The organism is Streptomyces sp. NPDC049879 (assembly GCF_044461265.1).
Classification (GTDB): domain Bacteria; phylum Actinomycetota; class Actinomycetes; order Streptomycetales; family Streptomycetaceae; genus Streptomyces.
In genome coordinates, this window is sequence record NZ_JBITKT010000004.1 from 372528 (window position 1) to 397928 (window position 25401).

25 protein-coding genes and 1 pseudogene are annotated in these 25401 nt (G+C 72.9%); 9 read left to right on the forward strand and 17 right to left on the reverse strand.

Going from position 1 to position 25401, the window contains the following annotated elements; translation table 11 throughout:
• Positions 1 to 3: 3 nt before the first annotated feature.
• Positions 4 to 1116, reverse strand: a complete 1113-nt coding sequence (locus ACIBPC_RS16570) for a ScbA/BarX family gamma-butyrolactone biosynthesis protein (RefSeq protein ID WP_362965901.1) — start codon at positions 1114 to 1116, stop codon at positions 4 to 6.
• A gap of 816 nt (positions 1117 to 1932) precedes the next feature.
• Here ACIBPC_RS16570 and ACIBPC_RS16575 point away from each other — a divergent pair.
• The gene (locus tag ACIBPC_RS16575) at positions 1933 to 3597 is read left to right on the forward strand and encodes an FAD-dependent monooxygenase (RefSeq protein WP_362965899.1); all 1665 of its coding nucleotides are present in this window, start codon (positions 1933 to 1935) and stop codon (positions 3595 to 3597) included.
• Positions 3598 to 3652: 55 nt separating this feature from the next.
• Here the strand turns inward: ACIBPC_RS16575 and ACIBPC_RS16580 are convergent, their stop codons facing one another.
• Both ACIBPC_RS16580 and ACIBPC_RS16585 read right to left on the reverse strand, forming a co-directional pair.
• On the reverse strand, positions 3653 to 4852 hold the full coding sequence (locus ACIBPC_RS16580; RefSeq protein WP_362965897.1) for an AMP-binding protein: 1200 nt from the start codon (positions 4850 to 4852) through the stop codon (positions 3653 to 3655).
• Positions 4853 to 5141: 289 nt separating this feature from the next.
• Positions 5142 to 5636, reverse strand: coding sequence for a MarR family transcriptional regulator (locus ACIBPC_RS16585; RefSeq protein ID WP_362965895.1), 495 nt, complete (start codon positions 5634 to 5636; stop codon positions 5142 to 5144).
• A 1209-nt stretch (positions 5637 to 6845) separates the two neighbouring features.
• Between ACIBPC_RS16585 and ACIBPC_RS16590 the strand changes: the two genes are divergently transcribed.
• Positions 6846 to 7814 (forward strand): lytic polysaccharide monooxygenase, encoded by a 969-nt coding sequence (locus ACIBPC_RS16590; RefSeq protein WP_398845080.1) that lies wholly within the window; start codon positions 6846 to 6848, stop codon positions 7812 to 7814.
• A 75-nt stretch (positions 7815 to 7889) separates the two neighbouring features.
• Here ACIBPC_RS16590 and ACIBPC_RS16595 read toward each other — a convergent pair whose 3' ends face one another.
• The 7 genes from ACIBPC_RS16595 to ACIBPC_RS16625 form a co-directional block, all read right to left on the reverse strand.
• Positions 7890 to 8285 carry a hypothetical protein gene (locus ACIBPC_RS16595; protein ID WP_398845083.1) on the reverse strand — a complete coding sequence of 132 codons (396 nt, stop codon included), beginning with the start codon at positions 8283 to 8285 and terminating at the stop codon, positions 7890 to 7892.
• Complete coding sequence (locus tag ACIBPC_RS16600) at positions 8282 to 8680, reverse strand: hypothetical protein (RefSeq protein ID WP_398845085.1); 399 nt, start codon at positions 8678 to 8680, stop codon at positions 8282 to 8284. The genes ACIBPC_RS16595 and ACIBPC_RS16600 overlap by 4 nt, the downstream gene beginning before the upstream one ends.
• A complete protein-coding gene (locus ACIBPC_RS16605) occupies positions 8671 to 8841 on the reverse strand; it encodes a hypothetical protein (RefSeq protein ID WP_398845087.1) in 171 nt (56 codons plus the stop codon). The genes ACIBPC_RS16600 and ACIBPC_RS16605 overlap by 10 nt, the downstream gene beginning before the upstream one ends.
• Complete coding sequence (locus tag ACIBPC_RS16610) at positions 8838 to 9260, reverse strand: hypothetical protein (protein ID WP_398845089.1); 423 nt, start codon at positions 9258 to 9260, stop codon at positions 8838 to 8840. Before ACIBPC_RS16610 ends, ACIBPC_RS16605 begins: the two co-directional genes overlap by 4 nt.
• A gap of 106 nt (positions 9261 to 9366) precedes the next feature.
• Positions 9367 to 10521: a helix-turn-helix domain-containing protein gene (locus tag ACIBPC_RS16615; RefSeq protein WP_398845092.1), complete on the reverse strand. Its 1155-nt coding sequence runs from the start codon at positions 10519 to 10521 to the stop codon at positions 9367 to 9369.
• A 184-nt stretch (positions 10522 to 10705) separates the two neighbouring features.
• Complete coding sequence (locus ACIBPC_RS16620) at positions 10706 to 11920, reverse strand: helix-turn-helix domain-containing protein (RefSeq protein WP_398845094.1); 1215 nt, start codon at positions 11918 to 11920, stop codon at positions 10706 to 10708.
• A gap of 73 nt (positions 11921 to 11993) precedes the next feature.
• A complete protein-coding gene (locus ACIBPC_RS16625; RefSeq protein WP_398845097.1) occupies positions 11994 to 13208 on the reverse strand; it encodes a helix-turn-helix domain-containing protein in 1215 nt (404 codons plus the stop codon).
• A 231-nt stretch (positions 13209 to 13439) separates the two neighbouring features.
• Here ACIBPC_RS16625 and ACIBPC_RS16630 point away from each other — a divergent pair, with 231 nt between their 5' ends.
• Positions 13440 to 13928, forward strand: coding sequence for a DUF6879 family protein (locus tag ACIBPC_RS16630; RefSeq protein ID WP_398845100.1), 489 nt, complete (start codon positions 13440 to 13442; stop codon positions 13926 to 13928).
• A gap of 149 nt (positions 13929 to 14077) precedes the next feature.
• On the opposite strand, the gene ACIBPC_RS16635 is transcribed toward ACIBPC_RS16630, so the two are convergent.
• Complete coding sequence (locus ACIBPC_RS16635) at positions 14078 to 14686, reverse strand: SUKH-4 family immunity protein (RefSeq protein ID WP_398845102.1); 609 nt, start codon at positions 14684 to 14686, stop codon at positions 14078 to 14080.
• 210 nt (positions 14687 to 14896) lie between these two features.
• Positions 14897 to 15280, reverse strand: a complete 384-nt coding sequence (locus ACIBPC_RS16640; protein WP_398845105.1) for a barstar family protein — start codon at positions 15278 to 15280, stop codon at positions 14897 to 14899.
• A gap of 174 nt (positions 15281 to 15454) precedes the next feature.
• Between ACIBPC_RS16640 and ACIBPC_RS16645 the strand changes: the two genes are divergently transcribed.
• From ACIBPC_RS16645 to ACIBPC_RS16665, 5 genes and pseudogenes are all read left to right on the forward strand, one after another.
• On the forward strand, positions 15455 to 16345 hold the full coding sequence (locus ACIBPC_RS16645) for a lytic polysaccharide monooxygenase (RefSeq protein WP_398845108.1): 891 nt from the start codon (positions 15455 to 15457) through the stop codon (positions 16343 to 16345).
• Positions 16346 to 16644: 299 nt separating this feature from the next.
• Entirely contained in the window at positions 16645 to 17580 is a 936-nt protein-coding gene (locus tag ACIBPC_RS16650) for a GNAT family N-acetyltransferase (protein ID WP_398845111.1), read from the forward strand.
• A gap of 36 nt (positions 17581 to 17616) precedes the next feature.
• The gene (gene treZ / locus ACIBPC_RS16655; protein WP_398845114.1) at positions 17617 to 19356 is read left to right on the forward strand and encodes a malto-oligosyltrehalose trehalohydrolase; all 1740 of its coding nucleotides are present in this window, start codon (positions 17617 to 17619) and stop codon (positions 19354 to 19356) included.
• 179 nt (positions 19357 to 19535) lie between these two features.
• Positions 19536 to 19901 (forward strand): annotated as a pseudogene (locus ACIBPC_RS16660) (DUF1062 domain-containing protein); the annotation flags it as partial.
• 16 nt (positions 19902 to 19917) lie between these two features.
• A complete protein-coding gene (locus ACIBPC_RS16665) occupies positions 19918 to 20115 on the forward strand; it encodes a hypothetical protein (protein ID WP_398845117.1) in 198 nt (65 codons plus the stop codon).
• A gap of 44 nt (positions 20116 to 20159) precedes the next feature.
• Here ACIBPC_RS16665 and ACIBPC_RS16670 read toward each other — a convergent pair whose 3' ends face one another.
• Complete coding sequence (locus ACIBPC_RS16670) at positions 20160 to 20783, reverse strand: LysE family translocator (RefSeq protein WP_398845120.1); 624 nt, start codon at positions 20781 to 20783, stop codon at positions 20160 to 20162.
• Between the two features lie 127 nt (positions 20784 to 20910).
• Here ACIBPC_RS16670 and ACIBPC_RS16675 point away from each other — a divergent pair, with 127 nt between their 5' ends.
• The gene (locus ACIBPC_RS16675) at positions 20911 to 21873 is read left to right on the forward strand and encodes a carbohydrate kinase family protein (RefSeq protein WP_398845122.1); all 963 of its coding nucleotides are present in this window, start codon (positions 20911 to 20913) and stop codon (positions 21871 to 21873) included.
• Here ACIBPC_RS16675 and msrB read toward each other — a convergent pair.
• From msrB to ACIBPC_RS16695, 4 genes are all read right to left on the reverse strand, one after another.
• Entirely contained in the window at positions 21836 to 22243 is a 408-nt protein-coding gene (gene msrB, locus ACIBPC_RS16680) for a peptide-methionine (R)-S-oxide reductase MsrB (protein WP_362965865.1), read from the reverse strand. The genes ACIBPC_RS16675 and msrB overlap by 38 nt on opposite strands.
• Before the next feature lie 35 nt (positions 22244 to 22278).
• Positions 22279 to 23700, reverse strand: coding sequence for a UDP-N-acetylmuramate--L-alanine ligase (gene murC, locus ACIBPC_RS16685; protein ID WP_398845125.1), 1422 nt, complete (start codon positions 23698 to 23700; stop codon positions 22279 to 22281).
• 130 nt (positions 23701 to 23830) lie between these two features.
• Positions 23831 to 24295 (reverse strand): indole-3-glycerol phosphate synthase, encoded by a 465-nt coding sequence (locus tag ACIBPC_RS16690; protein WP_362965859.1) that lies wholly within the window; start codon positions 24293 to 24295, stop codon positions 23831 to 23833.
• A 279-nt stretch (positions 24296 to 24574) separates the two neighbouring features.
• Positions 24575 to 25348 (reverse strand): pyrimidine reductase family protein, encoded by a 774-nt coding sequence (locus tag ACIBPC_RS16695; protein WP_398845129.1) that lies wholly within the window; start codon positions 25346 to 25348, stop codon positions 24575 to 24577.
• Positions 25349 to 25401: the final 53 nt, after the last annotated feature.

Here is a 25401-nt window from a genome sequence, read left to right on the forward strand (position 1 = left end):
CTCCTAGCGGACCGCTACGCGGGTGAGGGTGATGTCGATGACGCACAGGCGCTCGTCGCGCTGGTGGGCCTCGATCCGTACCGGGAGCTGTTCGAGCGGTGCTCCGGCGGCGGGGCCGGGCGCGCCCGGGACGTCCTCGCCGAGGTCGAGGACGCCGCCCTGCGTGTAGTAGACGCCCGCGTCGGCGGGGTCCACGCGGACGTGCTCGCTGGCGCGGGCGGTCAGGACCGTCGGGTCCTCCAGCTCGCCGAAGCGGGTGAAGCGCACGGACAGCGACGTCGGGACGACCTTGGCGGCCGACATGCCGTGCAGGTCGAGGGCGGTGAGCAGCGCCAGCTGGCGCGCGCCCTCCGTGATGACCATGCCCGGCAGGTGGTCCTGCGGGTGGTCGAACATGCTGGGGTGCCCGGCGGGGATGCGCAACCCGGCGCGGGCGGCGCCGTCCGAGGTCAGCGCGTCCACGAGGACGACGTTCTCCGGCGCGGCGCGGCCGACGAGGTGCGGGGCGACCGGGGTGCCCGGGGTGGTCTCCGGGTGGGTGGCGGACGACGGCAGCGGGAGGCCGCCGCGGTTGCCGAGGCGGAGCGTGAGGTAGTCGGTGGGGGACTTGAAGCGCAGGCCCATCTCGGCGTTGCCGACGACTGTCCCGGCGACGGACAGCTCGATGGCGTAGTCGAGCCCGGTGACCCGGCCGTCGCGCTCCTTGCGGCGGACGATGCGGACGTGCATCGCCAGGGGTAAGGGGGCGGCGCCGACGACGACGGCCCGTGGGTGCGTCAGGTTGAGGTCGATGTGGGTGAGGATGAACTTGGCGTCCTCGGCGACCGCGTAGAAGCGGTGGGCGCCGGCCAGGTTGGCCTGGCGGCACGCCTCGACGATGAGCAGCGGGTCGTAGGCGCTGGGGCGCAGCAGGTGGTCGCCGTAGTAGGCGTGGGAGCGCGGCAGCTGGGCCGCCGCGACGTAGTTCTCGTCGTCGATCCGCCTCAGGTCGGTGAGGAAGACCTCACCGAGCGCGTCGCGGTGCACGAGGAGCCGGTCCACCGTGCGGCTGTAGTCGAGCTGCGGCCCGTCTGGCAGCGTGCGCGCCGCCTGGCGGGTGGAGGAGGTGATGCTCATGTAGCCGGCCTTTCGTGGTCGAAGTATCAGTCCTTCGCTTCTGGTACGTGCCGCTACGGGAATCGGGCAGGGCGGTGCGCGCACGTGGCACCGGTGGCCCCGGGAAAGGTCGCGGTCGCGGGACCGCTCAGGCCGTGGCCGCCTCCATGAGGGCGCTGTCCCCGGCACATCGGACGGCCGGGTCGGTGCGGTGCGGGCCGCGGGTGTCCGCGCGTGACGCCGCCCGCGGTGCGGGGGCGTGCGGGGGCGACGGCTCGTCGCTGAGCCGGCTCCGCGGCGCGGAGCCCGTGGCGGCGCCGCCGGACAGCGGTGTCCGGCGCGCCGGTGCGGCCCGGTGCGGGCCGGCCGGTCCGCCCGGGGGCGGGACCGGCGGGGCGTATGCCCTGGCCGATGTCCCGGAGGCGCCGTGGCGCGCCGGCGGTGCGGCGCGGCCGGGCGACATGCCGGGGTCGCTGCCCCGGGTCGCCGGCGCGGCGGGAGGCGCGGCCATGGGAACGCGTGCCGCGGACGGCGCCCCGATCGCGTTCCCTCCCCAATGGTCCGCGCTCCCGTCCGGGAGCGGATCAGCGGCCGGACGCGACACCGCGGCCAGGGGCGCCGTCCCGCCCCGGGGGGCGCGACGGCCCGCCCGGGTCGCGGCGGGCGGCACCGGTCGTGCTCCGGCCCGTTCCGGCCGGGGCGCCGTCACCGGCGCCGCGGCACTCACGAGGTCGGTCATCGAGCCGCTCCCCTGGTCTCAGGTGTCGATCTGACCTATGATCCCGAATGACCATAAGAGATCTGATCCTTGCCGTCAATCGGATGGGAGTCACGGGTATGGGAAGCGCGGTTGAGGACCGGCGGGGCGGCACCCCGCCGACCGGCTACGACGTCCTGGTCGTGGGGGCGGGCCCCGTCGGGATGATGGCGGCCTGCGAACTGCTGCGCCGCGGCGTACGCGTGCGGATCGTGGACCGGGCGCCCGCGCCGTCCCCGTTCCCCAAGGCGCTGCTGATGTGGCCGCGCAGCCTCGACCTCTTCGAAGACCTCGGCGCACTCGGCGACCTGCGCGAACGCGGCCTGGACATCAACGCGTTCAGCTACTACTCGGAGCGCGACCTGCTGGCGACCTTCCCGTTCACGCCCTCGCTCGCGCCGGTCTGCCTGCCGCAGAACAGCACCGAGGACGTCCTGCGCGACGCGCTCACGCGCCTCGGCGGCACGGTCGAACGGGGCGTGCGGCTGCTGAACTTCGACGGGCTCGACTTCTCCGGCCGCGTGGACGCCGTGGACGGCGTGACCGCCATCCTGGAGCACGCGGACGGGCGCGTCGAGCGGACCAGGGCCGCGTTCGTCATCGGCGCCGACGGGGCGGGCAGCACCGTGCGCGGCCTCATCGGCACCGGCTTCAAGGGCAGCACGTACGAGTCGGCGTTCGCCCTCGTGGACGCGCGGATCGAGGGCTCGCTGCCGCGCGACCAGGCGCTGTACTACCAGTCCCCGGCGGGCGCGCTGGTGATCGTGGCGCTGCCCGACGGCGTCTTCCGCTTCTTCAGCAGCCTCGCGCCAGGGGAGCCGGTGAGCGTCGGGAGCATGCAGCGGATCGTGGACGAACGCGGCCCGGCGGGCGTGCGGATCGTGGACCCCGTGTGGGAGAGCGTCTTCCGCGTGCACGCGCGGCACGCCGACGAGTTCCAGCTCGGGCGCGTCTTCATCGCGGGCGACGCGGCGCACATCCACAGCCCGGCGGGCGGCCAGGGCCTCAACACCGGCATGCAGGACGCGCACAACCTCGCCTGGAAGATCGCCGCCGTCCTGCACGGCGAGGCGCCCCCCGAACTGCTGCTCAGCTACGGCCCCGAGCGCTCCTCCGTCGCCCACCAGGTGGTGCGGGACACCGACATACAGACCCGCGCCTGGATGGTGAAGCGGCGCGCCGAAGTCGTCGTGCGGGACGCCGCGTTCCGGCTGTCGGACCGCACGGGCGCGATGGCGCGGCTGTACGCGCCGGTGATGGCCGGGCGCAGGATCGCCTACCCCGTCGTGCGCGAGACGCAGCGGCCGGGCGACCGCGGCGCGTCGTGCCGCCTGCTCGGGAGGCTCCCCGGGCGCCTGCGGGTCGGCGCCGTCTTTCCCAGGGAACTGGCCGTGCCGCTCGGCGTGGCGGGCCCGGACGCGGACCCGATGGGCTGGAGCCTCGTCGTCGTGCGCCCCTCCTCGGCGGCGGGCTGGCGCGCGCGGCTCGCGGCGGTGGCGGCGGACCGGCCCCGGCTGCGCCTGGTCGACCTGCCGCTCGCGACGGCGCGGCGGGTGACCGGCTGCGGACGGCAGGGGTACTACCTGATCCGGCCCGATGGTCATGTCGCCGCGCACGGGCACGCGGGCGACACCGACCGGCTGCGGGCCGAGCTGACGGCGGTGCTCGGCGCGCCGGACACCGGCGGCGGGGCGGCGGCGGAGCGGGCCGTCCGGCGGCCCGGCGCGGCCGCCGTGACGGCCTGAGGCGCCGCCCGTACGGTCGGGGCCGCCGGCGCCCGCGCGCCGGCGGCACGCCGCCTCACCCGGCCGCCTCGCGCACCAGCACCGGCGGCTCGCCCGCGCCGCGGCACTCCAGGCGCTCGACCGGCACGACCTGGAAGTCGTCGGCGTACTCGCACAGCGCGGCGTCGAGGGCCAGGTGACCGTCGAGGACCTGGTGCCTGATCCACTCGCGGGTGTACTGGTCGTCGGGCACGCCGTCGGAGAGGCAGACCCGCAGTTCGAGCCGGTCGTCGCCGTCCGGCACGGTGAGCACCGCGACCTGCGCGGCCGTCACGTCGCCGGTGGCCAGGGCGAGATCGACCAGTTCACGGGCACGGACGGCGCTGCCCTGGAGGACCACGGACGGCGCGATCCGGTCCAGCACGCGGATCGCGCGCCCCGTCCGGCCGCAGGCGCAGTCGGCGCTCTCGCCCCGGTCGCCGATCAGGTAGCGGATCAGCGCGGGCGCGCGGCGCACCCCGGTGGTCGTGACGAGGATGCGGCCCTCGTCGATCTCTGCGTGCTGGTGGGGCAGGGTGTGGAAGACGCCCTCGGCGCAGCCGGGGCCGCGGTGGCCGACCAGCCAGGCCTCGGCCGAGCCGTACAGCTGCCACACCTGGACGCCGGGCAGCAGCCGGGCGATGTCGGCGGCGGGCGTGCGGTCGTGGAACGCCCCGCCGATCAACAGCTTGCGAAGCCAGGGCAGTTGATGCCCGGCCGCGCGGTGGCGCAGCAGGTGCCGGACGACGGCGGGCGGCGCGGCGACGGCGTTCACCCCGTACCGCGCGCACAGGGCGAGCCAGCGCCTGAACTGCCCGTCCGGCATGTCCCCCACGGACAGGGCGGTCGCGCCGCTGCGCGACGCGAGGCGGTTGTAGAACGCGTGCAGCGGCCAGTGGCGGCCGGGCGAGAAGAAGTTGGCGAGGAGGTCACCGTGCCGCAGGGCGTGCCACGCGTTCCTGACCTCCTTCACGAACATGTCCTCGGGCAGGAGGCTCAGGCTGGGCCGCTCCAGCGTGCCGCCACTCGCGTAGACCACCGAGCCGTCGTCGGGGCGGCTGGCGCTGAGCAGTTCCTCCGTCGCGACCGACAGTTCGACCGGGGTCAGCACCGGAAGGTCCTCCAGGGTCAGCGGCTCCCGCGCGTCGTCGGGGACGCCCGGGTATTTGCGGTTGAGCGAGGGGATGCGCCGTGCGCCGCGCAGTATCAACTCCAGGTGCGTCGTGGAGACTCCCACCCCGACAACGCCGGATGACCGCTTCGTGGACGACATTTGTTGTGGACCTCCACTACAGACGAACGCACGCAACGACCGCTAGGGCTCCCCCACCGCTCTCGATAACATACCCCCGAATTGGCCGGATCTGGTTTCCGATAGGTACATCGTGTGCGCGATCCGCGAAGCACGCGGCACGCGGTGGGCGTTCGGCCGGAAAAGCGCGCATTCCGGCGGGCGGAGCGGAAATTTACCGTCCAGTTACCCGTGGCCGCGGCGCACGGCCCGCACGGCGGCGGCCGGTACGGGGTCACTCCCCCGGCTCGGGCGGCGACGCGGCCGACGGGGTCGGGGCCCGGCCCGCCGGTCCGGCCGGACCGGCGGCCAGCGCCTCCGAGCAGCGGTCGAGCGCCGCCAGGAAGCAGCCCGCCTCGTCGGGCGAGAAGGCGGCGGTGAGCCGCTCCTCGACCTCGGCGACGGCGGCGTCGGCCTCGTCGATCAGCGAACGGCCGCTGCGGGTGAGGCGGCTCTCCAGGACATGCTGGTGGACGGGGTGCGGTCTGCGTTCCACCAGTCCCCGGTTCTCCAGGGTGGAGAGAACCGACGACATGGTCTGTGGGGTGACCATGCATCTGCGGGCGAGCGCCGCGCCGGAAAGTCCCGACTCCTGGGACAAGGCCAGCAGCACGTGGTACTGCGGCACATTGACCTTGAAGGGACGGAGCACCGAGTGCTTCGCCGAGACCAGTTCCTGCTCGACCCTCCGGATGCGGTGGCCGATGCGCTCGTGTAGGGGAAGGGGCATATCAACCACGCTATGTAGATGGTTTCCCGGCGGACAAGACCGCATACCGCCGCTATCGCGTGCGGCGGAATGGCGGCCGGAAGAGGACGGAAGGCGGGGTGTGAAGTGTGGGGGAAGACGACAGGAAGAGTATCAATAAGGCTTTGCCAAGCGGCAGTCGGACGACGTCGCAAACCCGGGAAGCGGGGGCCGTGCGGGCGGACCGGCCGTTTCGCCCGCCGTTTCCGGCGCGGGGGGCGAATGCGGCGGGCGTACGGCGCGGGGCCGCGCGCGGACCATACGCATAAGCATGGTGCGCGCCGTTCCGGTGGAAAGCGCGAAGGGGGACCGTGGTCCCGGGCGCCGGGCCACGCTCCGTGAGTCCGGGGCTCCGGCGCGCCGGGGGCGGGGGTCACCGGCGGTGACGAACGGCCGCGCGGGCGGGCGGCATCGCCGACTGTCACCCCCTATGTCGCCACGGGCCGTGGGCGGCCCCGGGAGGGCGGACCGGCGTCCGGCGACGGAGAGCGAGCGGCGGCGTACGTCCCGGGCGTCCGGCCGGTGCCCGTCACAACAGGCGGGTAAGGCAGGGCACTTACGCGGTGGCGGCGCCGCCTTCCGCGCCCCGCGGGACAATGCGGGACCCGGCGCGGCCGAAATCCTTCGAGTGAACTCCACCCGGGCGCCGCGCACAGGATTTGCGCATCAGTGCGACTCGGACGGGAAATCGGAAAGACGGCGGGCGGGTACGTCGCACATCCCGTCGCGGCAGCGACGGCGGAGGTACGGCGCCGCACCGCATTCGGCGGCCAATCCGCCCCGCACTCCGGACGGGCGGCGCCGGGCGGCTCGGCCGATTCGACTGCGAGGGAGGCGAGTTCACCCACCGTACACGGGGGGACACACGGCCGGAGGCGCCCATACGGCCCCGGGATCTTCACCCGCGGCGCATCGTTCCTCCGCGCGGGGACACCCCGCCGCCGACCGCGCGCGAAGCCTTTACACGACCCCTACCCGGCGCTACGTTCACGGCACGGCATGGGAGCGCTCCCACCTCTGTCACCACGAGCCACTCACTCATCACGGCGAAAGGGACGCAACGCGATGAGAGACCGGTCGACCCCCCGCCCCCGGCTCAGGAGATCCGCACTCCTGACCCTCCTGGCCGCACTGCCCGCGCTCTGCCTGGTCCTGTTCACCGGTGGCAGCGCTTCCGCGCACGGTGCCCCGATGGACCCGGGCAGCCGCACGTACCTGTGCTGGAAGTACAGCATCAACAGCAGCGGCGCGATGGACCCGCAGAACCCCGCCTGCCGGGCCGCCCTCAACAAGAGTGGCGCCAACGGCTTCTACAACTGGTTCGCCGTGCTCCGCTCGGACGGCGGCGGACGTACGCAGGGCTTCGTGCCCGACGGCAAGCTGTGCAGTGGTGGTGCCACGGTGTACGACTTCTCGGGGTTTGATCTCCCGCGTACCGACTGGCCCTACACGCACGTCACGGCGGGTGACACCTACGAGTTCACCTACAACCCCTGGGCCCACCACCCCGGCACCTTCCACCAATACGTCACCGAAGACGGCTGGGACCCCACCCAACCCCTCACCTGGGACGACATCGAAAACACCCCCTTCCACTCCGAAACCAACCCCCCCTACCGCGGCTCCGTAGGCAACCCCGAATCCGAGTACTACTGGACCGCCCAACTCCCCACCAACAAACAAGGCCGCCACATCATCTACACCGTCTGGCAACGCTCCGACAGCCAAGAAACCTTCTACAGCTGCTCCGACGTCACCTTCGACGGAGGAAACGGAGAGGTGACCGTCCCCGGCGCCGGCGGCGGCGAGGACCCGGGCCCCGGTCCCGGCCCGGACCCCGACCCCGACCCGGTCGAGGGCGACTGCACCGCGTCCCTCGGCACGGTGAGCAGCTGGAACGGCGGCTTCCAGGCCGAGATCCGCGTCACCAACACAAGCGACGGTCCGATCTCCAACTGGACGACGTCCTGGAACCAGGCGACGGGCAACGCGGTCCAGAGCGTCTGGAACGGCTCGCTCACCGCGCACAGCGACCACATCATGGTGAGCAACGCGGCGTGGAACGGCTCGCTGGCAGCGGGCAGTTCGACCACATTCGGCTTCACCTCCAACGGCTCGCCACCGAACGCCCAAACCATCCTGAGCTGCGGCGTCTCCTGACCCCCGCTCCCCCACAGCCCCGTCCTCCCCGGAGGGCGGGGCTGTTCCGGCGCCGGGGCGGCGGGGCATCGGCGGTCAGTGGTGGCCGTCCACGCCCGGCGGTACGACGGGGCCGGTGGCGATGGTCGCCCACAGGCACAGGCCGTCCGGGGTGCGTGCGGTGCCGTAGGTGTGGCGTACGCCGTCCGCCAGGCCGGGGATGGGGTCGGGAAGCCTCAGCGCGTGGTGGGTGCGCGCCCGCAGGATTTGCACGACGACGGTCGTCCCGTCGACACGCAGGCTGAGCCACCAGGGCCGCCGGGTACGGGCGGCGGTGATCAGGGCATCCGCCACGGGCCACGCGGCGGACAGCCCGCACCGTTCGAGCAGCGACCGTGTCCAGATCCCGGCGGCCGGGATGTCGTCGCGACCGCCGCCGCCCGGGAACAGCCGCGCGTCATGCAGGCGAACGGGCTCCACGTCACCCGTCACCGTTGCTCCTCCTGCGGGGCAGCCGCCCAGAGGGACAGCACCGCCGCGTGCGACGCCACGACGGCCGCGCCCCTGTCCCGACCGGCCACCACACGCGAGGTCGCCGCCGCCACGGCGGGGAACAGCCGGTCGCAGACCGCCCGCAGCTCGGGGGCGTCGCCCAACCCGGCCAGCCTGGCGACCAGTTCGTGCGGCACAAGGTCGGGCCAGTAGTGCAACCCGCCCTGGGAGCCAGTCGGATGGGCGGCCAGCGGGACGAGGCGGGCAGCGATCCGGCAGGTGCGGCACGCGTGCGAAGTCCACACCCGGTTCACGTCCCCCACCGGCGTCCGCGCCACCGCGACCAGCTCACCGGTCGTGGCCTCGCAGTACATACAGCGCCGGATCACTCGCACGGCCCCTCACCCCCGTCCAGGCCGTGAAGGCCGGCCGGGGCTTCGGGCACGCGGTGCACCGGCAACCAGACCGGGCCCTCCAGGCCGGTGATCACGGTGATCTCGGGGTCAGGGTCACGCACCGGCGCGGGCTCCGGCGGCCAGAAACGGTCGTCCGTCACGGCGCCTCCCCGAACACCCGGCACAGCGCCCCGTACAGGACATCCGGATCAGTCAGGCAATCGCCGTACGGCCGAATCCCCAGCCACCGCACCTCACTGCCACCATCACCGTCCCACGGCCCGCGCACACTGCCGACCGACGGAATCGCCAGCAACGCCCCACGCCCCAACGGCGTCACACCGACCGGCCACCACCGCGCCGTCGCATCCCCAGCCGGGATCAGCCAGTGCAACACCCCCTGCACGGGGTCCTCCACCACGGGCCCCGACAACCCCGTCAACGCCAGACGCGGCAACACGTACAACCCCTGCAACAGAGGCACCCGCACCGCATCGAACCCCTCACCCAACGGCCTTATCCACACACGCCCATCAAGCGGCAGCCAGGAAGGCAGGGAGAAGGGGGTGGTCGTCGCCATGGTGGCTCCTCATGGGGAGATGATTCACCATGACGCTAAGTGCACATCCCGTCACAACTCAATGGTAATTTCACCGAGAGTGACGACTAAATACCAGAAGTGCTCGTCAAAGCCCCACCGCCGACGCCAGTCCGCGCATCTCCGGGGTCAGTGTCCGCCGACGCGCGACGATGCCGGACACGATGTCCCGCGCGTACCGCTGCTGCCGCAACCACTCTGGATAGGTTCCGTGGATCTCGGCCAGGATCGCCGCCGCCCCTGTCGCATCCTTGGTCTGAGCATGCGCCCAAGCGACATCCAACCGGGACCGGCGAGTCGCGTTGGTTACTTCCTGCGGCATGTGCTCCGCCAGCGCCAGCACCCGGTCCGGCTGATCGGACACAGCGAAGTGCTCCACCCGGGCACGCGCCACCTTCTGCGGGCCAAACACGCGCGGGTAGTCACCCTCGACGTATTGGTCCCGGCCGAGCGCAACGGCAGCGCTGCGGGCCAGTCTCAGAGCGTCCTGTGCCTGGTCCTCACGCGCATCGCGCACGGCTGCTGCGGACAGACGCAGCAGCATCCAGCCCCACGCCGCCAGTTCACTCGCGGTCGCGCGCGACCACCGGGGTTCGATGTCGTCCGCCCAGCGCTCGGCCAGAGCCCGCGTCTCGGAAAGTCGCCCTTGGCGGAGAAGAAGCCACAACTGGCCGTTCACCGTCGCGGCGGCGTCCTGGCGATCCACTGCGCTGTCCAGCGCGCGGGAGAGCGCGACGTCAGCCGCACCGTACTGTCGCGTCTGGGTCAGCATCCACCCGGCCAGTTGAAGCACTTCGACGCGCGCACGTCGTCCTTCCTGCGGCAGCGCCTCCGCGTCGCGCACGAGGGCAGGAAGTACTTCGGCCAACGCGGCGAATCGGCCCTTGTCACGAAGTGCCCGCGCGGCGGCGAGTGCCGCCCTCACCCCGTGGACGGTGGGCTCCTCGGCGGGCTGGGCAATCGGTCCTGTGAGGGCGACGCGCACCTGCGCCCACTGATCCGCACCCGCCTCGTCCGGCCGAGCGTCGCCGGAATCCACCAGGCGGGAAGTCGATACGCGCAGGGCGACCGCGAGTTTGCGCGCAGTCGCCAAGCGCGGCTCACTCTGCGTGCCTTGTTCGAGGTTCCGGATCGTGGACACGGACACACCACTGGCGCGGGCCAGCTCTCGCTGCGTCAGACCCGCCGTCTTCCGCAGAGCTTGCAGGCGAGCACCGATGTGCCCGTCCGTGTGATCGGGCATAGTGGACTCCGGTCGTTTGTCCTATTCTGGGCCGACACTAAAGACGGTACCCCCGGCGGTAGTGCGAGGAACGACACAGCAAGGCCAGCATTGGCTCATGCCATGCGCGCCAGCCCCGCACGAGGTCCCGCTGGGCGCTGACCACCGTGCCACCGGCCGTCCGCAAACAACACGAGCGTGTACGTCAGTTCACGCTGAGGAACTGGCCGAGTTCGCGCTGTGTGGATGTCAGCGGCCGTCGCCGGACCGAGCGGGCCGACCGGAACACGTCCCGTGCGAGGGCCTGGTGCCGCAGCCATCCGGGCGTGACCTCACGCAACCCGCCCACCAGCCGCAACGCCTCGTCTCCCTGGCGCAGTTGCGCGTGCGCCTGGGCGACGTCCAGCACATGCCGGTTCCTCGTGTTCGTCGTCAGCGCCGCCGTCAGCGCTTTCGGCAGCCGCTTCGACAGGCCCAGCACCCTGGCGGGTTGCCCGTTCACCGCGTGGTTCTCGATCGCCTGCATCACGACGCTGCTCACGTCGAAGCGACCCCAGCTGCTCGGCTCCGTGGCGGTCCGCCCACCCAGCGCGAGCGCCGCCGTGTGCGCCACCCGCAGCAGCGAACGTGCTTCCTGCGGACGGTTGTTACGAGCAGCCGCAGCCGACGCACGCAACAGCAGACGGCCCCAGACGCCCAGTTCCGTGCGCGTCGCGCGCGACAGCCTCGGCTCGACCGCGTCCGCCGTCGCCACCGAAAGAGCCTCCGTCTCGTCCAGCCGTCCCTGCCGCAACAGCATCCACCCCTGGAGGTACACACCCGCCGCAGCACGCGTCCGGTCACCGGCACGCGCGGCCTCCTGCACAGCGTCCCGCAACGCCGTGTGCGCCAAGTCGTAGGCACGGACCTGCGTGAGGTACCGCCCGGCCATCAGCATCACGTCGGCACGCAGCGAGGACGCCTCCTGTCCGAGGGCAGTCACCGCGTGGTTCGCACCGGCCACGACCGGCGGCAGCATCCGTCCCAACCCGGTGTAGTCGTCGCGGTAGTAGGCCACCGCCAGTTCCCCGGCCGCCCGGCGGAGCCCGGCCATGCTCACCGGCTCGTCCGCGTCCGTGTCGGGCAGCCCCGTCAGCCCGACCGGCGGCGCGATGGTCTGGCGCAGCGCCATCAGTGCCATGGCGCGGTCGTCCGCATGCAGATCCGCGCCGAGCCCCGGGGACTCGAACAACTGCGAGGTGCGCAGGCCGAGGGCACGAGCGAGCGCGTGATAGGTGTCGATACGCGCCGCCCCGCCGGACTCGATCTTCTTCACCACGTTGACGTGGCAGCCCGCACGCTCGGCGAGTTGCTCCTGCGTCAGGTTCAGATCCGCCCGCGCCCGCCGGACGCGCCGCCCCGTCAGCTCGTTCTCGTCCATTGAGGAACCTCTACGTCGCGTCTCCGGCTTGTCACTCGCCAGCATAGGCAGCATCCCGCGCTCGATCGCGGGCTCAAGTCGCGGGGATGCCGAGCTTCACCGCGAGTGCAGCCGCGCGCTGGCGGCGTCGCGGTGCCCGTGTGTTCGTCTCCTCCAACACGATGCATCGTGCGTAGCCGTTCCAGCGGATCGTCTCCGGGGCGGCCTGATGCGCCTTCTCCAGCGTCGCCAGAGCCATGTCGGGTTCGCCCGCGAGCTGGTAGCCCCGGGCCTCCTCGATCCGGTGCCGGGCACGCCGGGGCCGGGAGGGAATCGCGGTCGCGTCCGCCGCCGCGGCCTGCCGCACGGACTCGCCGCCCGCCCGCAGTTCGACGGCCACGGTCACCGCGTGGGCGCCCATGATGGCCCGCGAGAAACTGGTCACGGGGTGGTAGTAGTCCCCGGGCAGCCGCTCGGCCACCGCCCGCGCCTTGTCCCACCAGCCCCACGCCGCACCGGTGTCGCCCCGGCGCGCCGCCGTGTAACCGGCCTCGAAGCGCAGCGCCCCGGCGATCGCCAGCACGTCGGTCGTGGCGTCCGGCAGCAGCGGCTCAAGGTAGCGCAGCGTGGCAAGAGTGACGGCGTCGGCGGCCTCGTAGTGCGAAGGACCGGTGTCCCGGTGCGCCTGGACCATCAGCCAGGCGGCCACGCCGATCACGTGCGGGTCGTCGGACTCCTGCGCGGCGACCATGCCCCGCTCGGCCACCCGCCACAGCAGAGCCGACTCCGGCTGATAGGCCAGGAAGAACTGGCTCAGGTTGTACGTCTGGGCCAGGACCGCCTGCGCCGCCCGCCGCTCCGCGCCCGTCTCGGCCTGCCGCACGGCGAGTTGGGCGTCCCGGATCAGGTCGGGCAGCAGCCGCCCGATGACGTCCCGGTGGTTCGGCGCCGAGTGCCGCGCCGTCCACGCCCGTGCCAGCCGTGCCGCGAGGTGAGCGGTCGGCGGCGCCTCCCGGTCCGAAGCGTTGAACGGATACGCGTTGATGACCGCCGCGACTTCCGGCAGGCGGTCGTGCCCCGGGCCGATGAACAGGTCCGCGGGCATGGACTGGGTGCCGGTCAATTCGGCGAGGTCGCGGACGCGCAGGGCTTCGGCGATACGGAGGATCATCGGCAGCCGGGGAAGGTGGAGCGTCCCGGCCTCGACCTGCTTCACCCACGAGGGGGACCGCCCTATGAGCCCGGCGAGCACTGGACGGCTCATCCCCCGGCGCTCACGCAGGAGTTGCATGCGCTGCCCGAACGTCATCGGCGCGTCGTACGGGTCCGGAGTACCAGCAGGTGACACGGCCTTGCCCCTCTCTGGACAGCTCGGCACTGCCAGAGTAGGGGCCCCAGCCCCTCCACAAGACGCCCCGCCGACGAACTCACCGGACGACACCGGGACCCGGAAGCCCCGCCACACCCCCCGCGGCCACGCCCACGCAACGGCCGCCCCGCAACCCGCCCAACGCGGCACCTAACCCCAGAAAGGCACACGATGGCCTCTGAAGCCCCGCCCATCGCCGACCTCATGGAGGCCGCCCGGGAGACGGCCGTGCATCTGGAGATGCGCGATGTCTACGCGGTGGCCCCGGAGAACGAACAGCTCGCGCGGTGGCGGGCGACCGGGCAGCGGGACACCGATCCGGACTCCCCGTACTGGCGCGGCTGGACCGGGATCGTCCGCCGGGCCGTCGCGCGGGGCGTGGAAGTCCGGCGGGCGCGCGTCGTCTCCCTCCCGGCAACCGAGTACATCTGCTTCGAGCACGCGGGGACGCCCGTCAACCTCGCTGTCGGCGAGGACGTCCGCTGGCTCCCCCGCCACGCGGCATCCGACCTGGCTCTGCCAGGCAACGACTTCTGGCTCTTCGACGGACACCTCGTCCGCTTCGGCCACTTCGACGGCGACGGCCACCTCACCGGACACGAACTCGTGCAGACCCCCGCCGTGGCCCAGCTGTGCGCGAACGCCTACCACGCAGTATGAGAACGCGCCACACCCCACACCGACTTCGACATCCACTAAATCGGATCGACCGTGCCCGAGTCCCAGGGTGGACAGCGCGGGTGTGAACGAGAAGAACGACTTCTGGCTGATCGGCCACGGCTGCGTCGAGGACGCTGACCAGCCCGGTGTCACTGATCCGACGCGAGGGTCTCCAGCGCGAAGAGCAGCACGTGCTGCCAGAACATGGCCGGGCTGTCGAAGGACGGCGGATCGACTTCGCGGATCTCTCCGACCAGGCGGCGCAGCTCGTCCGCGATCTCTTCCTCCGATTCGTCCTCGTCCGCGCTGTGGATCAGGTCGATGTCCTTGAACTCCACTCGGAGCCGGTATGCGATGTGGAGGAATCGCTCCAGGGACGTGTTGATCAGCCCGAATTTCCGGTCGCTGTCCCCTGGCTCGTACCAGTAGATGCGATTGTCCACCCGCGACATACAGGCCCAACCGCCCATGCCCACGGCGATCACGATGTCGTCCCGGACCTCCGGCGCGAGCTTGCCCGGAGGTCCGGTGTCGAGGGCCTGGCTGATGGTCTGCGGTGGATCGATCCGGACGTTGCCGAAATACACCTGGCCCAACAGTGAGCTGGGCAAGCCCACCTCAGTCAGCAGGCGCCGAACCTCGGGGTTGGTGAAGTGCCGCTCGGCGACCTCCGGCGGCATCGTCTCGACCCAGAGCGAGCCGAACGCCGACACCAATTCCGCGTGCGTGACCGTCACGGGCTCGATCCGGTTGACCACGGGGCTGATCGTAGCAAGCCTGACCTCGGCACTTGCCGGCCCGGGGAACCATGATCGCCTGACGCCCGCGACGGCCGCGTTCGTCACTCCGCCCGGTCTCGGGACGGCCGCCCCGCAGCACCACAGCGACTGCGGTTCCCACAGGCGCGCCGCGCCTCCTGAGCGGCGGGCGGGGATGCGGGCACCCACACCGGCGAACTCGTCACCCCGTCAGTGGAGTTCCAGGGTCCCAGGGGCCTCTTCCTCGATGATGGCCACCAGCCAGTCGAACGCTGTCGGGCCGCGGCCCGCGCGGGCTTCGGCCAGGCGGGCGGCCATGTGGGCCCTGTGCGTCGGGTGGCAGCGGGCGAGCCACTTCTCCAGTTGGCGCGCGGCCTCCTGGTGGCCGAGGTTCCGGCGGGAGGTCTCGTGGTCGCGCCACTCGATGACGAAGTCGCGGTCGTCCGGGGTGCCGAAGCCGCCGCGGAGGCAGTCGGCGAAGGCGTCGAGGTTCCGCCCGAAGTAGCCGCCGCAGCCGATGCTCTCGCCCGCGACCTGCCAGAAGTCCTCCAGCGTCCCGACGCGGCCGCCGTCGAGCACGTATCGCACCGTCACGCCGCACAGGCTATGCCCGTCGGCCCGGGTCGTGTCACGACCCTTTACAGGGGCGGGCGGACGGGGCTACGGTCCGATTGGGAGCGCTCCCACGCGTGGGGTGCTCATCGACTCCGCATCAGGTCTTCCCCCCACGGTTTCCCCCCACCTCATCCGGCGAAGGGACGCAACGCGATGAGAGACCAGACCAAACGGCGCGGACGTGCGCGCAGGCTCGGCATGATCACCGCGCTGGCGAGCGTGCCGGCGATGGCCGCCGTGATGTTCACCGGCGGCGCCGCCTCGGCGCACGGTGCCCCGATGGACCCGGGCAGCCGCACGTACCTGTGCTGGAAGTACAGCATCGACAGCACAGGAGCCATGAACCCGCAGAACCCGGCCTGCGCCGCCGCGCTGGCCGAAGGCGGTGCGAACGCGTTCTACAACTGGTTCGCCGTACTGCGGTCCGACGGCGCGGGACGCACCGAAGGCTTCGTGCCCGACGGCGAACTGTGCAGTGGTGGTGCCACGGTGTACGACTTCTCCGGCTTCGACCTGCCGCGTACCGACTGGCCCTACACGCACGTCACCGCAGGCGACACCTACGAGTTCACCTACAACCCCTGGGCCCACCACCCCGGCACCTTCCACCAATACGTCACCGAAGACGGCTGGGACCCCACCCAACCCCTCACCTGGGACGACATCGAAAACACCCCCTTCCACTCCGAAACCAACCCCCCCTACCGCGGCTCCGTAGGCAACCCCGAATCCGAGTACTACTGGACCGCCCAACTCCCCAACGACAAACAAGGCCGCCACATCATCTACACCGTCTGGCAACGCTCCGACAGCCAGGAAACCTTCTACAGCTGCTCCGACGTCACCTTCGACGGAGGAAACGGAGAAGTCACGGTGCCGGGTGTCTCGGCCGCCGACACGGCCGCCGCCGACGCCGCGGCGGCCGCCAACGAGCACGCGGACCACACGGGCCACGCCGCCCACCACGGCACGGGCACCGCCCCGGCCGTCGGCACGGCCGCCCAGTCGGTCCGCGACGCGCTGCTGCCGGGGCTGATCGGCTGACACAGCCGCACCGCGCAGCAACGCCCCGGAGCCCCGGTCCGCCGCCCCTACCTCCCAGCCCCCGCTCGGGCGGCGGACCGGCTCCGGGGCACTCCTGTCCCGCCTGTCCCGGACGGGAGAAAAAACAGGTGCTCACCGGCACTCGAACGGAGTACCGTACGCAGCACGTCCACAAGGAGCAGGAAGGAGGCGCCGCCATGTATGTCCTCACCGCCGCGCGTCTCCCCAGCCTCCCTTGTCCCGGGCGAATACCGGGCTGACCCGGAGGCGCGCACCACCGCTTCCGGAAGGTTTCCCCCATGACCGATCTGGTCATCCGTCACCTCGTCGAGGACGAGGCGACCGCGCTGTTCACGTCGCTCCCGCACGCCGGGCTCGTCGGCCGCGCCCTGCTCGATCCGCCCCGCGACACGTACGCCACGCTCGCCGAGGGCGGCGAGTACCGTCCCGAGTGGACCTGGGTCGCCGAACGCGACGGGAAGGTCGTCGCCCGCGCCGCGTTCTGGGCCGGTCCGGACGACACCGAGCCCAAGGTCCTCGACTGGTTCGACTTCACCGACCCCGCCGCCGGGACCGAGCTGCTGCGGCGCGCCCCGCTGCGCGGCGACTTCAACCTGCTGCTGCCGCCCGGCTGGCGCGACGACCCGCGCGTACGGGCCGAGGGGCAGGCCCGTATCGACGCCGCCACCGCAGCGGGTTACACCTTCATGGTCGAGCGGTACCGCTACGTGTGGCGCCCGGCGGACGGGCTGCCGGAGCGGCCCGGCCGCCTCGTCTTCCGCCCCGAGCCGGACGACGAACGGGTCCTGGAGGCCCTGCGGCGCGTGCACAGCGTCACCCTCGACGCCCACGCCCTGCGGGCCGTCGCGGAGGGCGGCGTCGAGCAGGCCGCCCAGGAGGAGCTGGACTTCTTCCGCTGGTGCCCGTCCCCCCGCGAGTGGTGGCGCCTGGCCTACACCCCGGACGGCGAGCTGGCCGGCATCCAGGTGCCCGCGCACAACCCGGCCGCCCCCATCGTCGGCTTCATCGGCGTCGTCCCGGAGCAGCGCGGGCACGGCTACGCGTACGACCTCCTCGCCGAGTGCACGCACACGCTGGCCGCCGAGGGCGCCGACCGGATCGTGGCGTCCACCGACGTGGGGAACGTGGGGATGGCCAAGGCGTTCGCCCGCGCGGGCTACCCCGTCGCGCAGATCACGTACAACCTGGCGCCGCCGGAGCCCGCCGTGGCGTGATTGCCCCGGCGGCGCGGTACGCGGAGCATGGTGCCCATGCTGTTCGAGGTATGGGCACCCCACGCGCACCGCGTCACGCTTGACCTGTCAGGACGGTCCGTCGCCATGGACCCCGACCCCTCCCGCGCCGGCTGGTGGACGGCGCGGGAGGAGGCCGCGCCGGGCGACCGGTACGGCTTCGCGCTCGACGACGGGCAGGTCCTGCCCGACCCGCGCGCCCGCCGCCTGCCGGACGGGCCGGAACGCCCCGGGGCGGTGGTGGACCTGGCCGCCTTCCCCTGGCGGCACCCCTGGTCGGGGCGCGGCCTGCCGGGCGCGGTGCTGTACGAGACGCACATCGGCACGTTCACCCCCGAGGGCACCTTCGACGCGGCGGCCGGGCGGCTCGGGCACCTGGCGCGGCTCGGCGTGACGCACGTCGAGCTGATGCCGGTCTGCCCGTTCCCCGGCCGCCACGGCTGGGGGTACGACGGGGTGGCGCCGTGGGCGGTGCACGAGCCGTACGGCGGGCCGGAGGGGCTGCAGCGGTTCGTGGACGCGGCGCACGGGCACGGCCTCGGCGTGGTCCTGGACGTGGTGCACAACCACCTCGGCCCGTCGGGCAACCGGCTGCCCGACTTCGGCCCGTACTTCACCGACCGCCACCACACGCCGTGGGGCTCGGCGGTGAACCTGGACGCGCCGGGCTCGGACGAGGTGCGCGCGTACTTCGTCGGCAGCGCCCTCGCGTTCCTGCGGGACTTCCGGCTCGACGGGCTGCGGCTCGACGCCGTGCACGAGCTGGCCGACGACCGCGCCGAGCACGTGCTCGCGCAGCTGTCGGCGGGCGTGGACGCGCTGGCCGCCGAGGTGGGCAGGCCGCTGTTCCTGATCGCCGAGTCCGACCGGAACGACCCGCGCACCACCGCGCCGCGCGACCGCAACGGCTTCGGCCTCCACGGGCAGTGGAACGACGACTTCCACCACGCCCTGCACGCCGCGCTGACCGGCGAGTCCCAGGGCTACTACGCCGACTTCGCCCGCGCCCCGCTCGACGCCCTCGCGGCCACCCTGACGCGCGGCTTCTTCCACGACGGCGGCTGGTCGGCGTTCCGCGACAGGTCGCACGGCCGCAGGCTCGACCCGTCGACGCCCGCGTACCGGCTGGTGGGGTACGACCAGACGCACGACCAGATCGGCAACCGCGCGCTGGGCGACCGGCTGGCGGCCCTGACCGGTCCGCGGCGGCAGGCAGTGGGGGCGGCGCTGGTGCTGTGCGGGCCGTTCACGCCGATGCTGTTCATGGGCGAGGAGTGGGGCGCGACGACGCCGTGGCAGTACTTCACGGACCACCAGGACCCGGACCTGGCGGAGGCCGTACGCACGGGGCGGCGGCGGGAGTTCGGGGCGCACGGGTGGGCGGAGGGCGACATCCCCGACCCGCAGGACCCCGCGACGCGTGACCGTTCCTGCCTGGAGTGGCCGGACGGGGACGACGAGCCGTGGCTGCTCAGCTGGCACCGGCGGCTGATCGCGCTGCGCGAGCGCTACCTGCCGACGGACCTGACGCTGGCCGACGTGTCGGTGGCGCACGACCAGGAGGCGGGCTGGCTGGTGGTGCACGCCGGGCCGCTGACGGTCGCGGCGAACCTCTCGGCGGACGCGCGCGCCCGGGTGCCCCTGGGCGAGGGGCTGTGGACGCCGCTGGCCGCGTCGGACGAGAAGGCGGCGCGGGAGGCGGACGGCCGCCTGGGCCTGCCGCCGGAGTCGGTGGTCGTGCTGCTGCGCGAGGACTGACGCCGCGAAAACGGGTGGCCGCCGCGGGGAGCGGCGGCCTAGCCTGTGCCCTTCCCTACGTGAGGACTCCGCGCGCATGACGCCGCCCGCTCTCTGAACCTGACATCTCCCAGCGCATCGGTCGCCGGCGTGGCCGCCGGCTCTCTTTCCCATGCCTTCGTCAGGTCCTCAGAGAGATCATGTCCTCACACCTTCATACCGTGCTGCCCCCTGCCGTCTTGTCCTGGGCCGTGCGGCGCACCCGCCTGCCCCTGCTCGCCCTCCGCTGCGTGGCCTGCTCCCACGGCCACGCCACCGTCGGCGACGGCAGGTTCCGCGTCAACGCCAACGGCAAGCGTCTCGACGTCTGGCTCCTGGTCAACTGCCTCGCATGCGACCGGACCGGCAAGCTCACCGTCCATGACCGCGTCCCGGTCCGCGCGCTGCCGCCCGGTCTCCTCGCCGGGTACGCGGCCGACTCGCCGTCGCTCGTCGCGGACACGCTCCTCGACCCCCGGCTCGCCCGGCGCAACCGGTTCGCGCTCGACTGGGACGGGTGCTGGGAACTCGACGCGCCCCCCCGTGCCCGTCGACAGTCCGTGGCCCCTGCGGATCACGGTCGCCTTCGCCGATCCCGTGCCGGTCCGTCCGGAACGGCTGCTCGCCCAGGGCCTGGGCATCGGCCGCAGGGAGATCGCCGCCAGGGTCAAGGCCGACATCCCGCTGAACCGCAGGACGAGACGGGACTTCGCGTTCGTCCTCATGGGATCGGCGGGTTAGGGGAGCGCCGGGGCGGGACGCGGCCGGTCCGTGTCCCGCCCCGGTCACGTCTCCAGCGCGAGCCGTATCCCGAGGGCGATCATCACACCGCCGGATATCTGCTCCAGCCTGCGCCGTACGCCGGGCCGGGACAGCGTGACGGACAGGCGGCTGACGCCCCACACGTAGCAGGCGTAGAAGCCGACCTCGAAGACCGCCCAGATCGCCGCCAGCGCCACCATCGCCGCGAAGTGCGGCGCCCCCTCCGGCACGAACTGCGGCAGGAACGCCAGCGCGAACACGCCCGCCTTCGGGTTGGCCAGATTCAGCAGCAGCCCCGACCGGTAGTCGCGCCAGTCGGTGGCCCCCTCGTCGCGCGCGGCCGGGGCGAGCCCGGCGAGGTCGCCCCGCCGCGCGGCGCGCAGCGCCTGGACGCCGAAGCCGAGCAGCACGACCGCGCCGACTATGTGGATCACGTCGTAAGCGACCCGCGACGCCTCCAGCACCGCCGTCAGGCCGAGGGCGGCGCACAGGCCCCAGACGAAGACGCCGCTCTCGTTCCCGAGCACCGTCCACATCCCGGCCCGGCGGCTGCGCAGGGACTGGCGGACGATCAGCACGGTGCTCGGCCCCGGCGACAGGGCTATCAGCGTGCAGGCGCCGAGAAAGGCGGCGAGTTGGCCCCCCATGTTCCCCATGTTTCCCCAGTCCCCTCGGTCCCTTCGGTCCCCCGGTCAACTCAGGGCCATTCTGTCCGCGCCCGCCACGGCTTTCCACCGGACTTTCCACAGGCGGCCACCGAAGTACGATCCACCGATGATCGACACGACACAGCAGCCCTACGACGTGCTGGTGGTGGGCGGCTCGGGGGTGGACACCATCGTCCGCGTGGACGAGCTGGTGATCCCCGCCGGGGATGTGGCGCTCGTCCCGCCCGTCAGGGACTACGTCGCCCACACCGGCACGGGCGCGGCGCTCGGCTTCCACGCGCTCGGCCGCAGGACCCAGTTCATCGACTATCTCGGCGACGACCTCCAGGGCGCGCAGGTCCGCGAGCGCTTCGCCGCCGCCGGGGTGGACCTCGACACGCTGCCCGCGCCCAACGGCACGCCCCGCAGCGTCAACCTGGTGGACGCCCGGGGGCAGCGCTTCTCGTTCTACGACGGCCGCCATCCCCACGACCTGCTGATGCCGCTCGACTTCGCACTCGCCCACGCCACGCGGGCGCGCCACGTGCACGTCTCCCGCAGCGGCTTCACCCGGGAGCTGGTCGGCGAACTGGCCGAAAGGGACATCCCCACGTCCACCGACCTGCACGCCTGGGACGGCCTCGCCCCCGACGCGCTGCCGTGGGCCCTCGGCTGCGACACCGTCTTCCTCAGCGCCGCGTCCGCCGGCGAGCGGACCGGCGACGTGATGCGGATGATCCTGGACGAGGGACGGGCGCGCCTGGTCGTCGCCACGGACGGCGAGCGGGGCGCGTACGTGCTGGACGCCGCGGCGGGCGGGACGGTCACGCACCACCCGGCCGTCGTCCCGCCGCTGCCCGTGGTGGACAGCAACGGGGCGGGCGACGCGTTCGTGACGGCGTTCCTGCACAGCAGGCTGGACGGCGCTCCCCTGGACAGCTGCGTGCTGGCCGGGCTGGTGTCCGGCGCGTTCGCCTGCACGCAGTACGGGACGCACGAACGGCAGATCACCGCCGCGGAACTGGCCGCGGCGGTGAGCGAGCTGAACGGGCTCAGCCCTGCGGCTCCAGCCGGATGGCGATGGAGTTGATGCAGTACCGCAGGTCGGTGGGCGTGTCGTAGCCCTCGCCCTCGAAGACGTGCCCGAGGTGCGAGCCGCAGGTGGCGCACAGCACCTCGGTGCGCGGCCTGCCCGGCAGGGACGTGTCGGTCCGCGTCTCGACGGCGTCGCTCTGCGCCGGGTCGTAGAACGACGGCCAGCCGCAGTGCGACTCGAACTTCTCGCCCGACCTGAACAGCTCCGTGCCACAGGCACGGCAGTTGTAGACGCCGACGGTCGTGGTGTCGGTGTACTCGCCGGTGAAGGCGCGCTCCGTGCCCGCCTCGCGCAGCACGTGGTACTCCTCGCCGGACAGCTCCCGGCGCCACTCCTCGTCGGACTTCTCGACCTTGTATGCCACGGGGCCCTCTCCTTGCTCCTGCTTCCCTGGGCGCGTCACGCGCCGAGCCGGGCGAGGATGACGGGACCGAGGTCCGTCACGTCGCCCGCGCCCATGGTGACAACCAGATCGCCCGGTTTCGCCATTCCCGCGACGGTGTCGGCCACCGCGTCGCGGTCGGGGGCGGGGCGCACGTCCGCGCCCGCCGTACGGGCGGCGTCGAGGATCAGCGCGCTCGTGACGCCCGGCAGCGGGTCCTCGCGGGCCGGGTAGATCTCCAGGACGAGCGACGCGTCCGCCAGGGCGAGCGCCTGCCCCATCTCGGTGCCCAGCTCGCGCGTACGGCTGAACAGGTGGGGCTGGAAGACGATGAGGACCCGGCCGCCCGCCTGCTCGGCGGCGCCGCGCAGGGCCTCGATGTCGGCGGACATCTCGGTCGGGTGGTGGGCGTACGAGTCGATGACCTGGACGCCACCCGCCTCGCCCTTGACCTGGAGGCGGCGGCGGACGCCGGTGTACGTGCCGAGCGCGGCGGCGAGCCCGGCGGCGGGCACTCCGGCGGCGACACCGGCGGCGAGGGCGGCGACGGCGTTGTGCGCGTAGTGGCGGCCGGGCACGGAGACGCGGAACGTCAGCTCCTCCCGGCCCGCACCGCCCTCGCCCGCGGGCAGTTCCACGGTGACGTCGCTGGTCAGCCCGGCGGGCACCAGCCGCGTGACCCGCACGTCGGCCTCCGGCGCGTCCCCGTACGTGACGATCCGCAGCCCGTCGCGCCCGGCGAGGCGCGCGGTCAGCTCGCGCGCACCGGCCTGGTCGGCGTTCACGACCAGCGTGCCGCCGGGCACGACGCGGTCGGCGAACGTCACGAAGGACTCGTAGATCTCCTCCATCGACGCGTAGTTCGCGTGGTGGTCCAGCTCGACGTTGAGGACGACGGCGACCTCGGGCGCGTAGCGGTGGAAGCTGCGGTCGCTCTCGTCCGCCTCGGCGACGAAGAGGTCGCCGTCGCCGTGCTCCGCGTTCGACCCGGGCGCGTCGAGGTCGCCGCCGATGGCGTACGAGGGGGCGAGGCCGAGCGCGGTGAGGGCGACGGCGAGCATCGAGGTCGTCGTCGTCTTGCCGTGCGTCCCGGCCACGGCGATCGCCCGGTGGTCCGCCATCAGGGCGGCGAGGGCGTCCGAACGGTGCACGACCGGCAGCCCGCGGCGCGCGGCCTCGGCCAGCTCCGGGTTGTCGGGCCTGATGGCGCTGGAGACGACGACCGCGGTCGCGTCGGGCGCCAGCTGCTCGGCCGCGTGCCCGACGTGGACGCGGGCACCGGCCGACCGCAGCGCGGTGGCGGTCGCCGAGTCGCGGCTGTCGCTGCCGGACACGGCGGCGCCGCGCCGCGCGAGGATCTTGGCGATGCCCGACATCCCGGCGCCGCCGATGCCGACGAAGTGGGGCCGTTCCAGCGCGGGCGGGATGGCCGGTGTCATGCGCGTCGCTCCAGACAACGAGGGGGCTCCTGACGGCGAGAGTGCTTCCTGACAGCGGAGGTGTCCCGGCCGGGTCTCCCGGTCCGGTGCGGCGATTCTCGCACCAGGCCGCGCGCGGAACGGCCCCGGCTCATTCGGCGTGGGCGAAGAGTCGCAGCACGGGGACGCCGACCTTGTGCCGGGCGCGGGACGCCCAGTCGCGGTGGAACAGCTCCTCGACGTAGTGCGGCGCCGTCAGGACGACCACCTCGTCCGCGCCCGTCTCGCGGACCACCGCCGCCAGCACGTCGAGCGGATGCTCGTCGATCAGCCGCCCGTCGGCCTCGGCGCCCGCCGCGCGCAGCGCCTCAAGGGAGCGCCGCAGGGCGACGGAGGCGGGCGAGTCGGGCTGTTCCTCGGGCGCGGTGGCGCCCTCGGGGACGTCCGCCTCGCGCACCGCGGTGCCGAACTCGCCGAGCGCCACGTCGTCCAGGGCCCGCAGCAGCTGGTCCCGGTCGCCGCGCGGCTGCATGAGGACCACGACGGACTGCGGCTCGTCGTCGTGCAGGGTGGTGACGAGTTCCACGTCGGTGGGCGCGATAGCTTTCTCGATCATCAGAATTGTTGTGACCATATGAGCGCCCTTCGTCGAAACCGGACCCCGCGCGCGCCGGCAGAAACCATCCTTCCCCCGGGACGCATGGGGTGTCGCGTTGTTCAGTCTGCCCGGGACGCGCGAAGCGGAACGTCGGCTTCCGGGACCGCCGTCACGGTCACGGACCCGGCGCGCGCCTCCGCGACGCCCTGAGCACCCGGGCGTGTACCCCGGACACGCGCCGACGAGTCAACGGCCGCGCGGGACAATTCGCTCTCCCGGGTGGCGGGCGTACGCCGTTCAGCTCCTGCGGTAGCGCGCGAAGAGGAAGCCGCCGTCCTCCAGCAGGTCCGTGAGCAGCATCTCCCGCGGGTCCTCGATCTCGGGACCGCTCATCAGCCGGGGCGCCGTGCCGACCGTGTAGCGCGGCGACGTGGCCAGGCACAGCTCGTCCACCACCCCGGCGGCGGCCAGCTGCCCCAGCAGCCGGGGGCCGCCCTCGGTCAGCAGCCGCGTGTGCCCGCGCGCGACCAGCTCGCGCTTCAGCCGCACAGGGTCCACGCCCGCCTCGTCACCCGCCGTCACGACCTCGACGCCCGCCGTGCGCGCGGCGGCGAGCCCCGCGTGCGGCGCCCGCGCGCCCGTGACGACGAGCGTCGGCACCTCAGGCTCGGTGAACAGCGGCAGCGAGAAGTCCAGGTGCAGGCTCGCGCTGACCACGGCGATCGCGGGCACCGACGTCTGCCCGGCCGCCCTGCGGCGCTCCGCGAACTCCGCCCGCCGCCGCGCCGGGCGGTACTGCTCCTCGCGCACCGTCTCCGCACCGACCACCACGACGTCGGCCAGCGCCCGCAGCACCCCGAAGATCCGCATGTCGGCCGGGCTGGACAGCGGCTTGGACCTGCCCCCGTGGTGCGCGGCGCCGTCGAGCGAGGACACCATGTCGGCCCGCAGCCAGCCGTCCCCGGCACGGTGCTCGTCCGGGTACGCGTAGGCGTCGGCGATCTCGGTCGCCTCCCACTCCCGGTCGGTGGTCGCGTCGGGGTCCTGGGTGGCGGGGAACAGGCGTCGCATGCGCCGCAGTGTGGCACAGGGCGGAGGACGTCCCCCGGGGAAGGGGCAGGCCG